Source organism: Sphingomonas sp. (genome assembly GCF_036731925.1).
Classification (GTDB): Bacteria; Pseudomonadota; Alphaproteobacteria; order Sphingomonadales; family Sphingomonadaceae; genus Sphingomonas.
This window is the reverse complement of sequence record NZ_DAINDJ010000001.1, coordinates 107,515-120,786: the sequence shown is the minus strand read 5'-3', so window position 1 is coordinate 120,786 and position 13,272 is coordinate 107,515. Positions and strand designations below refer to the sequence as shown.

Below are 13,272 nucleotides of genomic sequence, written 5' to 3'. Positions count from 1 at the left end.
ACCGCTCGGCGAGTGTCCGCCGGAAGGACAACGTCATCCTGAGGGGGGTCGCGCCGCTCCGGACCTCCCGAAGAGCGCACTCTGCTGTTCACTTACACTTCCCGAACGGCGATTTAGGCCCGGCGGCCAACGAGCTTTTCGGCTCGGCGCCGACGTTGCGGGGTACTAGGCTTTTCCGAGTTGAGGCGTCAGATCAATCGCTGGAGAGCACCCGTGAGACGGCTGCGAACTTTCGGATCGTTGGACAGAAATTCACGGTCGCCTGGGAAGGCGTCTCGGAAGCGCTCTCGTATCATGTCCTCCGCGGTCGTCAGCGCTACGGGATCGCCGAAGGTGAGCTTGGCGACGCGTTCCCTTGCGGACCTTCGGGCCAGATCGGGCAGGAGTACGATCCCGCCTGGACGTTTGCCAAGAAGTCGAACGACCCGTCGCGCCGAGGCTCGCGAACGAACTGGCTCGACGGTGACGGGAATTCCTGCATCCATCATGGCAGTGCCTAGATCAGCGAACTCGCCGCTCGCCTCAGCCGGGATTGAGAAAGAGCGGGGAGGCGACGTACGAGGCCGATCGGCTTGCGCTATGGCGTCGAGCATCGCCCTGGCAGCCGCGCTTGCGTCTCCCGCTTCGAAGGACAGGCTGAGGCCGAGCGGTTTCACCGTCTGTCGTACGTCCAGCAGCACGCACATGACGGGAACAATGTGACCAAATTCCGCGTGTATGACGGGAATTCTCACCGCGCAGAACTCAAGCAGCAGATCCGCCACGCCATGTGGCCTGAGACCGAGTTCGCGCCGGAACTCGTCGACGCGATACTCGATCTTCTCCCGGCCGGGCATCGCGACGCCGTTCTGCTGAGCAATTCGGCAAGCGCGTTCGACGATCTTCCGCACCGAAGCCGTGGGCGTCTCCGCGACCGCGCTCTGAATGATCATGTCGGCTTCGGCTTCAATTGGCCATCGCCCTTTGAAGGCCTTTCCGGACCCGCCAAGCTCCGCGGGACGGCCGCTATTGCGCCAGGCCCGGACCAGACGCCAGAAGGTAGGAACTGAAAGCCCAAGTCTTTCGATGGCCTGAGAACTCGAGATCTCCTTCGAGATATATGCCTCAAGGACCTCGACTCGCCTAAGAACCTCACGCTGCCGATGCGGGGCAACGCCTGAAAGATCATATCGACTGATATCAGACATAGTTTCTCCTTTGAAATTTGTATCCGCTGTCAGCTAGCTAAGCAGATGTGCGAAATCGCGGCTGGGACCGTCCGCCGGCCAGCCTTGACTGCGTTGTCATGAGGGAGCGCTTGCTCGCCCCGTAGAGAATGGAAGATTCGAGCGCTGGCCATGCACGACCGAGCTCAGAGGCAGGCAATCAGCCTCGGTTAGCGCCGAGAGCCCCCTATGCACACGGACCGCAACTATGAAGACCAGGGCCAATCCGGCCTTAATAACATCTTAGGGTCAGCGAGACAAAATTGGTCGCCTCAGCATCTTGATCACTTCTTCAAGTGAAGCGCACATAGATCCCTGGCTAGGAAGTTTTATGCGTCGGATAGCTCCCGACACCTCTAGCCTATCTAAGATAGTCTGATTGTATGCGGACACTTCAGCACTCACCACCTCGTCAGCCTTGAACAAGCTGAGTGGTTCTCTTCCAACTGCACGGACCGCTGCAGCTTCACCCCGCCCCGTTTCGGTCGCGCCAGGAATGAATTTTATGGAGCCGATGGAGCTCCCAATTATTGGTATCGCCTTGCGCCCAAACCGCCGCGAGCCTTGTAGGACGACATCGCTGCCCAACAGGGTCTTCATGGTTTCGGCGAAGTGCCTGTCCCTATCCGATTGAATAGGCCCCACGGTAACGTGCAAGCGCACCTTGTCTGGAACGTGAATGTCGATTCCTCGCTCATAAATGTAATGACGAGCATCGATCAGAGCTGCACGTTGTCCCGTCACGGCATTGCGACGTTCTACAACTCTAGCGCCCAAGATAAGCCCAGATGCCTTGTCTAGAACGACAGCCAGGACCGCGGCTTCCAGCCGCTCTCCATCTTCCCGGCTTTCTTCTCCAGGCAACGCTAAAAGCAGCGAAATGCCTACTGCATCCACAAGGATATCTCGGCCGTAGCCTTCCTTCAAATTGTCAACGACCAGACGCCGCTTCTTGAGGACCTCCCGTGCGATGCGCTCCGCTGCTCTCAAGGACACATCTTTGTGTGCTTCGACGATTTGGGTGGCAAACGCGTTTAGCGACCCCTCAAGCGCGACAGACTCAGCCAAGCGCTCTGCATACTCTCGTGCCTTTGTGAACTTCTCTGCAGCGTCGCCCCCCCGCGCTTTGCGGGCAGATCCTCCTGCGATGGATTTTAGGTTTGATCCGGTCGATTTCCAGATCCGCTTGAGCCTGAACATAGTCGGCACGCTGACGCCAGCGATCTGGCTTGCGATCTGCGTCGTCTCGCCCTCTTTCAGCGCAACGAGCGCCACGAGTCGCTTCAGGAGATCACGCATTTGCGTTGGACGTAGCTTCTTTAGGAAGGCACGGTCATCATCTGAGAGCTGATACTCGAGAGCCGCAAACTGCTGCTTCAGCAGCCTCTCAAGCCTCAGGTCTTCCGAAATCTGCTTCGAGGGCATCGACATGCCCCGGACCTTAGCAGGCCTCGATCGAACATCCACGCCAATCACCTCAGCATCCCTCAACACGCGACAAACGACCCGTTAACCAACAAACTATCATGGCACTTAGTGATTACCCTTGACGTCTGCATCGTGAAAGCCGACTTGAAGGCATATCAAGAGAGAACGTGCAATGGCAGGAAAGGTGGCATGGGCTGGGGGAAGAGACTCAGCGAGGAGACAGAAGCGAGGAAGCCCAGCCAAGCTGAATGGTCAAAGACTGATGAGCCGTGGCCATCAGCGCGTCCCAGGCAAGGAGGCGGTGGCGACCGTCAACGGATCCGACCGCAGCAGGTTTGTCGGTCGCTGTGCGGTCAAACCCGGGCAGCCGCTTGCGGCATGATCATTGCGGACGAGCGGCTGTGGGAGGACGCGGAGGACTACAGCGACGCATTCACGGAAGCATGGTCCGACGGCATGTTCTCGATCGTCAGCCGAACGTCGTCCGGCTTCGCCGGCACTCTTCGAAAGCTCGACTAACCCAAGCGAGGAGATCGACGCCAATCTCAGGCGCCCACTGATTGGGTCGGCCATGACGGCGGCTTCGGCCTTCGATCACATGCATCCGCTCATCGCCTCCTCTCCCCGCCCGAGCGGCTGGAGGAGGCAGTGCTGCGCTGAGCACATTATCAACAACAACGCCCAGAATCGGGCTTCCACCAGCGAGGAGAAATTCATGAATGACGTGACGTGGGACTACCCGGACGAACTCACCCCGGCCACCATGGCTGAGTACGAGGCCACGATGACCATGGAGGCCTCCACGTGCGGCCTTTCCGTTCACGATGTCGAGCTGTTGACTGCGCTTCGAGCCATCGAGGCTGGCCGCCCCTTTCTCGTCAAGGATCAGTGGCTGGTTGCGACCGGGCAGCTTGCCGATGGAACGATCGCAGCGATGTCTGTCGATCGTAAAGATGGCAAGGTGCAGATCCGTAGGTGGAAGCTGACCGTGGCGTTCATCTACGCACTGCTGTGCGAGGACGGCATTACCTTTCCAGGCCTGCCTATGTCCCTGTGCGCTCCAATCCCCCTTTCCTGACCACCTGACCTACGGGCGATCGTGCTCGGATCCACCCTGCATACGCTGACCTAAGGAGAAGAAAGATGATCACCCTTACGCATCGCCGCTTCAAGCGCATCGTCTCAAAGATGAAGAGCATCATCCGCGACGAGATCGATGCCGACTTCAGGCACAACCTCGTCGAGAAGGCCGTGACGGCTGGCTTTGACTTCGACCACATGCATGCGCTCATCACCTCCGTCCCCTGCGAGGCGGTCTGGCAGGGAGACCGATGCGCAGAGTACCTCGCGAGCAACGGCTTCCTGTCCGAAGTCGATGCGACCCAGGTCGTCGAATGGCTCGATGAGGAGATCGGATTCCTGCTCGACGACGACGTTCAGCGGCCGCGTCCTCATTCCGTCGAGGCGCCCGCACCGGCCTTTCGCTGATCACCCGGCGCTCCACTAAAAAGCCCCTCACCGGGGTCGCAACACCACATCAAGAAAGAACGAAACAGCTCCGGGCGCTCCAAGCGCGCTCGCTTGGGCTCGAGCGAACGCGCTCGCGATCCGTATGGGACCGGACGGTGCCCTTCATCGAAAAACACCGTGACTACCCTGGAGAACAACCCTTCCGACTAGGAGACTTAGATGGCGACCAACTTCAGCCAGGCTGACGAGGAATTTTCCGACATTCTCGCCGACACCACCATTCATCGCATCGTCTTCGACGTGCGCGGGAATCAGCTGCGCCAGGTTATAACCGGCACTAAGACCCATGAGACGTTCAGCTTCCCTTCGAAGCGATGGCGGCGGACGCTGACCGGGGAGACGGCCATGGAACTTCTCCTCACCAAATACGCCGAGGCCGTTCCTACGATGCTGGACTTCAATCCGCAGCCATGCCGCGTCGAGGGCGAAATCGGGGGCAAGAAGCATATCGCGCTCCCGGACTTCGCTATGGTCGAGAAGGACTGTGCGCCGATCCTGGGCGAGGTGAAGCGCGATCGAGCGCAGTTCGAAAGGGCAAGCGCACTTCGCCAGAAGGCGCTGACGATGAAGGCGGCGGAGCTCCTCGGCTGGGAATATCGACAGATTACGGGGGAGACGGTTGGCACCCTCGACTACCGAGAGAATCTCGACGAGATCGTAGCGCATCGGTTCGCGCACATCCCCATTCGTCAGGAGCAGGCGGCAACCCGTGCTCTTCGCGAACGTGGTCAGATGACGGTCGCGGATCTCGCCGAGGAGATGGGAGAGACCGCCTCCCGAGGTCAGGCGCTGATCTGCGCACTCATGGTGCGCCGCCTGGCCGACATCGATCTGCAAGTTCCGCTTGGTGCCCGCAGCCTCGTGCGACAGGCCCCTTCCCTACCCTTCGCATTTCCGCGCATCCGCCTCTAACCTGCTCTCTGCCGGGTGCGGACCCGGCCATCTGCCGCCGCAGGAAGATCCTGCCGCGCTGCGCCTCGCGTCGTTGAGTTCCTAGCGCGCAGGCATCCCCCGCACTTCCTCTCAGCGGTCGCTTCGAGCCGCCCCTGCCGTCCGGCGCCACGCGACGCCGTGCTGCGGATCCATACCTCGCGTCTGGAGAACATCCACATGGACATCGAACGACAGATACCTCCACTGAACATCGCCGGGCTGACGCCCGGCGCCATCTTCTCCGTCGACGACAAGAAGCTCGTCTGGAGAGGCGAGCTGGGCGACGGCGACCTGAACGTCCAGGACTACCGTACGGGAGAGCTCTACCGGCCGCTGGATGCCTCGACCGGCATGCGTCAGGTCGCCACCTTGACGTGGATGCAGGACGCGCTCGCCCGTGGCGCGTTCAAGATCCTCCTGTACGCCGACGGCACCAAGCCCGAGGCTGAACGAGCGCCCTTGTCCGAAATGAATCGCGACGAGCTGCTGAAGTACGATCCGCACGCAGAAGCGCGACAGACGCTCCTCCTGGAGCTTCATCTCAAGGGTATCAGTCGCAGTGATCCCAATCTGGGCGAGGCAGTCAGGGAGATCTGGACAGAGAAGCTGACGGGCTTCGGGGAACGCCCAGCGACGTCGACCGTGCGCGAGTGGATGACCTGGACCGATCCGGCTTTCCCCGCCCTCGTCCAGCTGGTGTCGAACAGCGGGCGCGTGCCTCGCGCGAAGCGTCTCGACCCTCTCGTGAGAGAGGTCATCTCTCGCGGCTGCGAGTGGTACTGGGAGGAGCGTGGTCGTCAGATCAAGGACGTCGAGGCAAAGGGCGCCGTCGAAATCCTGAAGATCAACAAGGAGCGGCGCGAGCAGGGGCTATCGCCGCTCAAGCAGGCTTCACGCGAGGCCTACCGGCGTGCTGTCCGAACTTCGGAATCGCCGGAGAACTACGAGCGGAAATACGGCAAGATCGCCGCTCAGCGGTACTGGCGCACTTCTCGTGAGGGACAGCAGGCGAAGAATGCCCTCGAGCTGGTTCTGATGGACGATACGGTTCTGGACGCCGTGGCCTGCATCCGCACCGTGAACGGCCGGCGCTATCCGGCTGGAAGGCCGTATCTGTGCTTGGCGATATGCGCGGGGACACGTTGCGTGCCCGGCTTTGTCATCAGCTTCAAGCCTCCAACGACACACACCGCAGCGGAGTGTTTGAGGAGGGTCGGTCTCGAGAAGACCAACATTTCACCAGAATGGAAGCGGCGCTATCCCGTTCTCACGACGATCGGAGGCAAGCCGGTCGCGCTCGGAGTGGATAACGGCTCGAACTATATCTCGCCTGCATTCCAGGAAGCGGCGGCCGAGGCCGGCATCACCATACGCTATGCACCCATTCGGGAGCCGAAGTGGAAGGCGATCATCGAACGCTTCTTCCGGACCTTGAACACCTGGCTGCTGCAGAAGCTTCCAGGTCACACTCTCGACCCGAAGACGCTGCGGGAACTCAACTACGACCCCGCTACCAAGGCCGTTCTGCTGGTGGAGGAGCTGGAAGCGCTCATCGCCGAGTTCTTGAACGTATATCATATCTCGATCCACTCGACGCTCAACGAGCAGCCGGCCGCCGCATGGCTACGGTCCATCGAGGCGCGGCCGCGTGCGATCCTCGACCAGCAGGCGCTGGACCGCATGCTGCTGATCACCGTTCCGGGACGGCGACTTACGATCAACGGAGTGCGCTGGAATCGTCGGACCTACAGGGTGGGCGAGCTTGAACGGCTTCTACGCGCCAACGTGCCGAACAGCGCGGTCGGGGACTGGATCAAGCCGAACGCCGCGTGCACGGTGAAGATCAAGATCGATCCCAACAACGTGGGCCACATCTGGGTCGAAGACCTTGTGACGCGCACCTATGTCGAGCTTCGAGCGACCGACGCGCGATACTCGTGGGGGCTCAGCCTCGATCAGCATGAGCAGGTGCTCGCCTGGGCCAAGAAGCAGAATCTCGCCTTCAACACCGAGGAAGAGCGGCTGGCGGCGCTTAACGGGCTCAACGACTTCATCGAAGCGAAGATCCCGTCCCTGTCGGTACGGGAGCGCCGCGCCGTAGGTCGCTTCACCGATCCCGCGGGCACCCCGACGCCGGACGGCGACGTGACAATCGAGCATGCGGAGGCCTCGCACGATGGCCTGGGTCAGGTCATCGAGCATGATCCGGCCGCCCCCGAGCGGCTCGATCACGACGTGGTTCAAGACCGGCCAGCCTCGGGCGTCACCGCGCAGGGGAGTAGCCACGACGCCGATCCCCGCGAGGATCTCGAACTTCCACCGATCGATCCGAAGACCGGCCTCTTCACGCCCCCCGACGACGAGGACGAGCGCTTCGAGGAGGACTATTCATGAGCAGAAGACCACGACGTAGGGCCGTTGTGCGGCCCACTTTCTCCGCGGCACAGCTGCGCCCCTCGACCGGCTTGCCGGTCGAGGACAACAGCCGTGAGCGCTCCATCGCCGCGGCGAATGCGGTGGCATTGTCCAGGCAGATCTATCTGCAGCATCCCGCTCACCGCGCGATGTTCGCTTCCTTCGACTACATTCGAGCCCTGGACCGGCTTTCCACGGGCCCGAAGTCGGCGATGCGCGTTATCGGTGCCAGCGCCTCGGGCAAGTCGACCGGATTCGATCAGTACATCGAGATCGACCGCCGACGGTCCGAGCCTGAGCCGGGGACACTCCCGGTTTTTCGGATCAAGCTCGATCGCGCCTGCACGACCAAGCGCCTCGTGACTTCGATGCTGGACGGCTACGGGGACGAGTACTCCGATGCGAGCGTCGAGAGCACGCTTCGCAAGCGCCTGTATCGCTGCGTCGAGAGGTTCAGGACGGAGATGATCTTCGTCGACGAGGTGCAGCACCTGAACTTTCGCGCTTCCGAGCGATCGGACCCCACGGATACGCTGAAGCGCATGCTCGACGACGGTGTGGTGTCACTGGTGTTCGGCGGCGACGAAACCGCCCTCAACCTGATGAATCGGAACATCCAGCTCGCGAACCGCATGATCGCTCCAGGCGACATCAACGCCTTGAGTATCGAGGACGAGGGCGACCGTCGGACATTCCGATCCTTCGTCTCCAGGCTTGATCAGGAGCTGGTCACGAGAAGCATCATGGAACGTCCGTCGAACCTGGAGGACGACACGACTCTCCGGTGCCTCTTCGTGGTGTCGGGAGGATATCTGGGTCGAGTGGTCAACCTGGTGAGACAGGCGATCGCCATCGCTGTCCGGCGGTCTGCGCCCATCATCGAGCCACATGATCTCTGGCTCGCAACCGAGCGCTGGGCGATCCAGCAGAAGATCGTGTCCTACAATCCTTTCAGCAAGGGGATTCCCGATGCCTGATCATAGCAGTTGGACCCCGCCGGAGCGTGGCTCCGGACGCGTGCTGTTCCCGACCTCGATAGACCCACGAGAGTACCTCATGGGGGCAGTTCTCAAGGCCGCCTCGGACAACGCTCACATGAACGTCAGCGCGATCCTCGCGTCTGCCGGCTATCCGCACGCGAGATCGTTCGATCTCGCTCTCAGTCGACTGGAGAACATCGCGGGGCTGGCAAGCGTTCTCGGAGTTGACCGCGATGAGCTTGCGGACCTGACATTCCGTCCGCGGCGCTCCTTCGGCCACCTGACCACAGTGTCGTTTCTCGGCGGGGAGGCTTCGTCGTTCGACATCGTCACGCGCCGGCGGCGCGTCTCAGGTACCACGTTGCGCTCGCAGCCCTTTCATAGAGCGGTATGGACGCACGGCCTGCTTCCATACTGCCCAGTCTCTCTTGAGCTTCTGGTCGATCGCTGCCCGCGATGCAATCAGAAGCTGGACTGGTTCCGGGCTACCCCCGCAGGGGAACCGCGTTGGCGATCCCCAGACATCAACGCGATATTTCGATGCGGCGATCCGAAGTGCGGGAACGACCTTCGAGACACGTCATCGAGCTTCCTCGATGATCGCCTGGTCGCATCATACCGCACGATGGCCGGGCTCGTCGCCCCCGGCGACAGGCACGGAGCAGGAATCGATCTGCCGCCGGCCCTGCAGACCCTTTCCTCCGGCGCGTGCTTCGAACTTGGATGGAGCTTAGCCAGGGTCTTCGCCCTCGACGGCGCCTCCAGAGCTCGGAGCAAGACGCTCGACGCCGAAACTTTTCTGTCGACTTTGCATCTCGCTGAACAGTTTCTGTCCGGTTGGCCGGATCGCTTCCAATTCGAACTGCAGACTTCCGCCCGGAACGCTCCCATTGAAGTGGCGGTCCAGCGCGTGCGTCGACTTAAGGCGCTTACACGAGCAAAGGCGATGTGGCCCGAGGTCACTGAGACGATCAGGCTAGCCTACCCCGCTCTGCTAAAGCGCGATCGGATAGCCCTGAGGTCACTGAATCCATCAGTGGTCACGCGGACCGATGCTGTCGAGATAGTCGGAATGACGGCCAGGAGTTTTGCGAAAGCGGCGACCTCGCAGGGCCTGGAAGCGCTGGCCACACGGGGCGACCGACGATCGTTCCAGGACTTCGACATCGCCGCCATTGAGAAGCTGCGCGACGCGAAGCTCGCGAGCATGCCGCTGGACTCCGTCGCTGAGCACCTCGGCATCAGCTATCACGGCGTGGAACAGCTCGCGGCGGTTGGCCTGCTTCGACTGGAGGAGCACCCGGCGCTAGCGGCAACATACCGCCTTCCGAGGGTGGTTCGATCCTCTGTAGACGGCCTCGTCGAACAGCTGATCCGCGGCTCGCGAGGAGAGATGTCGGGTACCTGCATTCCGCTCCGTATCGCGATCAAGTGCCTTCAAGGCGAGAAACCCTGGGCATCGATCCTTCGAGCCCTGCTGGAGGGAGCCCTGCCTTTTGCCCTGGACCCGAACGCCACTCGGATCGTCCGGGGTATCGCCGTGCCGGAAAACAGCGTCGATCTGCTGAGGTCCTTCTCCTTCCGCCGTGCCGATCACCCTCATTTCCCGTTTGCGAAGGACATGAGCAGACGGGATGCCGAGGAAGCACTCAATCTCGTTCCGCGTACTTTGGAGCAGGCGCTAAAACAGGAACTTGGATCAGATCGAAGCAGCGGTCGCATACGCGTCGGGGACGTCGCGGCGATTGCGGCGCGGCTCATCTCGGCAGCGGAGATCAGCGCTCGGACCCGCCCCGGCACCCGGCGACTGCCGCGAGAGCTCAAGCGCGGACGATACAAGCGCATCGGCGCGGCAGGATGGTCGCGTCAAGAAATCGAACCACTTCTGGCTGGAGGGAGAAAGTAGGATGCATCGCAGATCCGGAGCGCGGAAGAGGCAGAACGCAGGTCGCAGGAGCCATTCGTCGCTTGATCGCAAAACGATCTATGAGGTCTCGCACGTGGAGCGGCTGTCGAAGGCCCTTCAGCAGATCCTCACGGTCGAGTTCCGCATGCCGATCGATCTTCGAGTGTGCTGCGCCACCGTTGCCGCTGGCACGGCGCTCTCGCGGCACATCGTGGGAGACGACGTGTTCTACATGGGCTTGCCCTGGTCGACATCGGCGGCACTGAAGCACCTCGCAGGGCGCGGCTTCGTCTTTAGCCCGCGAGAAGCGCTAGCCGCGCTGTACCGACTTGAAGCTAGCCACATCATCGATCGTCGACGTCTCGAATATCGAGATCGCCGTCAGACGAGGCGTTCTCGGTCGAGTGTGATAATGTCGTCTGTTGTCAACGGGGATGAGTGGGCGCAACGAGCGTCGATCAGGACCAGGCAAGTCCGGCCAGGCGTCTGGGACGATAGATTCCCCCTCGGATATTCACGCCGCGGATGACGCGCTCGCAGGGAAATAGCAGCAGCCGCTCGATGCCCTGATATCGAAGACCGGTCCTTACGGACCGGTCATTTTTTTGGCCCGATTACCCTTGGAAGTTTGTAAATGTTTTCTCCCGTACGGATGCCGTGCGTTAAAGTGTTCGGTCTAGCGTGTATTACCGTGCGCAACTCGCAGCGCAGCCAGACCGTTAGCGTGCGGGATTACAAATCCATGACTTACCGTGTGTCGCTTCGCCCATAAGAGGTGAAGTTCGCTCCCATATGTGGTCACATCCCCGCGAGCCGCGGAAATCCGCCATTTTCCCGATGATTCGCGTAATGACGCCTTATGGGACAGGCAGCACGAACTTCGGCTGAGACAGCAGAAAGATCTGCAGAACGTCCGGTTCCCGGTTCCTGAGGTTCGTTCGCACCGGCCTGCCCCTCCGACAGCTGCTTTGTCCGCTAGGATCGTGACGAGTCCCCTCGGTCGTTGGAGCGATCGGAAGCGGCAGTAGAGTACCTCGGTCATGTTCATGACGGGAGACTACCGTCGCAGGGATCGTTGCGCTCACTAGCGCAGATCGATCTTGGACGGAGCAGCGCATGGTCACGCGTGAGGAACTTTATCGCCTCGTATGGGCAATGCCGATTACAAAAGCCTCGGAGCAACTCGGCATATCATACAGCAAGTTGGTACAGATCTGCGCCGCGCTGGGAGTCCCGAGGCCACCACAGGGCCACTGGGTGCGACTTGAGCTCGGCAAGGCGGACCCAGCACCGCCACTCCCGCCACCAGCAGAAGGGCAGCTTGTGGCGTGGACCGACGAGGGTTCGGCCCTCCCCAAGGCACCGTCGCGACCACGAGCGCCTCGAAAAAAGGCGATCTCAGAGCATCGTGCGCGCCCAACCATGCATCCCCTCGTTCGTGGCAGGAAGGCAGATTTCCTCAATACTCGCCCGACCAAGGATGACGGCTTCCTACGTCCGTTCAAGCGCGCTCTGCCCGACATTCAAGCGTCGTCCGACACGCTCGATCGCGCATTGCTGCTCGCGAATGCTCTGTACACTGCTTTCGAGGACGCCGGTCACCGCGTGACCCTCAGCGGTCTTAACTCAGCCGCTCGCCGCCTGCGTATCGACCCCCGAGAAGCCCCTATGAAGGGGGATAGGTACGACCCGTATCCGCAGCCATGGCGGCCCGATCGACTCACCCTCGTGGAAGCTGGTGCCGTCACCATCGGTCTGATTGTCCTCGAGATGACCGAGCGGGTGAAAATGCGCCACGTAAAGGACGGGTATGTCAGGGACAGTCCTGAGCTTGCCGCGCGCGTGGAGCGATCCCGCGCATACAGCTGGACTACGCTCAAGGACGTGCCCTCGGGTCGGTTTCGAATAGTCGCCTATGCCGCAGATCCCGCAGTAGAGTGGTCGCAGAGTTGGCAGGAATCCGAAAAGCAGCCAGATTCTCTCACTGCTGCGTCGATTGCCAAAGCCGTCTTGTTGCAACAAGGTAGGCTGACGGAAATGGCTCGAGAAGCCGCGCGCCAAGCAGGAATTCGGCATCGCGCGTGGCTGGAGGAACAGGAGAAATGGCGCCGCCAAGAGGACGAGCGACAAATAGCAAAATCTCGAGAAGAAAGCCTCGCCACTTTGCATAACGCTATCCAGCGCTGGGCTAGAGTTATGGAGATGGAGCAATTCTTCTCTCAGGCTACGCAGCGGGCCATGGGACTAGCAGATGACTCTAAGCACAAGATGCTCGAGCGTCTCCGCCTCGCTCGAGACATGATCGGCAGCCAGAACCCCCTCGACTTCCTGGAAGATTGGAAGGCCCCCACTGAACTCTATCGGCCTCGCTATGGTGGATTCTCCGACACCGAGACTCACCAAACGTCATGAATGACTGACTCCCGTTCTTCTGGACTGACGCTTTGGCCTTGGACGTTCCTGACACGATGATCCCGCCCGGCACGTCAGGCGTAGGCCAGGCCCGGTTGTTGAAGGCCGGCCTAGCGAGGGGCTGCCCGTACCCAAGCTGATCGTTAGAAGCGCCGTGCACACTGGCCTCTGCGGCTGACGGACCGATAGCGATGCGATATCTCACGCCGAGTCCGTAGTCAGCCTCCTCGATCCCAACACACCGAGGGCGAGCATTCAGAGCAATTTCAGCCTCTTGCTCGCCGACTGGCAGAAGGCGGCAACGCAGTCCGAAGCGGTGCTTCCCCTCCCGGGTGCTGACGAAAACATTTGCGCTTCGCGCAGGCGGTTCTATGGGGCTCACAAGCTGCCGCTCCCCCGTTGTCGCGGCTGCTGCTTCACAGCTGATCGCCAGAGATCGATGGTTGCGCCACGAGCCAGTGCG

At 61.2% G+C, this 13,272-nt stretch carries 10 protein-coding genes; 8 read left to right on the top strand and 2 right to left on the bottom strand.

Annotated elements, in window-relative coordinates; all coding sequences use genetic code 11:
* Positions 1 to 188: 188 nt before the first annotated feature.
* Entirely contained in the window at positions 189 to 1,187 is a 999-nt protein-coding gene (locus V7E00_RS00585; RefSeq protein WP_333570868.1) for a hypothetical protein, read from the bottom strand.
* Between the two features lie 267 nt (positions 1,188 to 1,454).
* Positions 1,455 to 2,636: a hypothetical protein gene (locus tag V7E00_RS00580; RefSeq protein WP_157084792.1), complete on the bottom strand. Its 1,182-nt coding sequence runs from the start codon at positions 2,634 to 2,636 to the stop codon at positions 1,455 to 1,457.
* Between the two features lie 375 nt (positions 2,637 to 3,011).
* Here V7E00_RS00580 and V7E00_RS00575 point away from each other — a divergent pair, with 375 nt between their 5' ends.
* The 8 genes from V7E00_RS00575 to V7E00_RS00540 all read left to right on the top strand — a co-directional run bounded on the left by V7E00_RS00575 (position 3,012) and on the right by V7E00_RS00540 (position 12,809).
* Entirely contained in the window at positions 3,012 to 3,152 is a 141-nt protein-coding gene (locus V7E00_RS00575; protein ID WP_157084793.1) for a hypothetical protein, read from the top strand.
* Positions 3,153 to 3,348: 196 nt separating this feature from the next.
* On the top strand, positions 3,349 to 3,711 hold the full coding sequence (locus V7E00_RS00570) for a hypothetical protein (protein WP_157084794.1): 363 nt from the start codon (positions 3,349 to 3,351) through the stop codon (positions 3,709 to 3,711).
* Positions 3,712 to 3,776: 65 nt separating this feature from the next.
* Positions 3,777 to 4,121: a hypothetical protein gene (locus tag V7E00_RS00565; RefSeq protein WP_066726416.1), complete on the top strand. Its 345-nt coding sequence runs from the start codon at positions 3,777 to 3,779 to the stop codon at positions 4,119 to 4,121.
* Between the two features lie 201 nt (positions 4,122 to 4,322).
* Entirely contained in the window at positions 4,323 to 5,075 is a 753-nt protein-coding gene (locus V7E00_RS00560) for a hypothetical protein (RefSeq protein ID WP_066726419.1), read from the top strand.
* A gap of 198 nt (positions 5,076 to 5,273) precedes the next feature.
* Positions 5,274 to 7,490 (top strand): transposase family protein, encoded by a 2,217-nt coding sequence (locus V7E00_RS00555; RefSeq protein WP_333570867.1) that lies wholly within the window; start codon positions 5,274 to 5,276, stop codon positions 7,488 to 7,490.
* On the top strand, positions 7,487 to 8,488 hold the full coding sequence (locus V7E00_RS00550) for a TniB family NTP-binding protein (protein ID WP_084253606.1): 1,002 nt from the start codon (positions 7,487 to 7,489) through the stop codon (positions 8,486 to 8,488). The genes V7E00_RS00555 and V7E00_RS00550 overlap by 4 nt, the downstream gene beginning before the upstream one ends.
* Positions 8,481 to 10,397 (top strand): hypothetical protein, encoded by a 1,917-nt coding sequence (locus V7E00_RS00545; protein WP_333570866.1) that lies wholly within the window; start codon positions 8,481 to 8,483, stop codon positions 10,395 to 10,397. Before V7E00_RS00550 ends, V7E00_RS00545 begins: the two co-directional genes overlap by 8 nt.
* Positions 10,398 to 11,819: 1,422 nt before the next feature.
* Positions 11,820 to 12,809, top strand: a complete 990-nt coding sequence (locus tag V7E00_RS00540) for a hypothetical protein (protein WP_333570865.1) — start codon at positions 11,820 to 11,822, stop codon at positions 12,807 to 12,809.
* Positions 12,810 to 13,272 lie beyond the last annotated feature (463 nt).

Bases quoted from the DNA above. Each gene is read 5' to 3' on its own strand.
- V7E00_RS00585 (WP_333570868.1), bottom strand. From the start codon at position 1,187: ATGTCTGATATCAGTCGATATGATCTTTCAGGCGTTGCCCCGCATCGG.
- V7E00_RS00580 (WP_157084792.1), bottom strand. From the start codon at position 2,636: ATGTCGATGCCCTCGAAGCAGATTTCGGAAGACCTGAGGCTTGAGAGG.
- V7E00_RS00575 (WP_157084793.1), top strand. From the start codon at position 3,012: ATGATCATTGCGGACGAGCGGCTGTGGGAGGACGCGGAGGACTACAGC.
- V7E00_RS00570 (WP_157084794.1), top strand. From the start codon at position 3,349: ATGAATGACGTGACGTGGGACTACCCGGACGAACTCACCCCGGCCACC.
- V7E00_RS00565 (WP_066726416.1), top strand. From the start codon at position 3,777: ATGATCACCCTTACGCATCGCCGCTTCAAGCGCATCGTCTCAAAGATG.
- V7E00_RS00560 (WP_066726419.1), top strand. From the start codon at position 4,323: ATGGCGACCAACTTCAGCCAGGCTGACGAGGAATTTTCCGACATTCTC.
- V7E00_RS00555 (WP_333570867.1), top strand. From the start codon at position 5,274: ATGGACATCGAACGACAGATACCTCCACTGAACATCGCCGGGCTGACG.
- V7E00_RS00550 (WP_084253606.1), top strand. From the start codon at position 7,487: ATGAGCAGAAGACCACGACGTAGGGCCGTTGTGCGGCCCACTTTCTCC.
- V7E00_RS00545 (WP_333570866.1), top strand. From the start codon at position 8,481: ATGCCTGATCATAGCAGTTGGACCCCGCCGGAGCGTGGCTCCGGACGC.
- V7E00_RS00540 (WP_333570865.1), top strand. From the start codon at position 11,820: ATGCATCCCCTCGTTCGTGGCAGGAAGGCAGATTTCCTCAATACTCGC.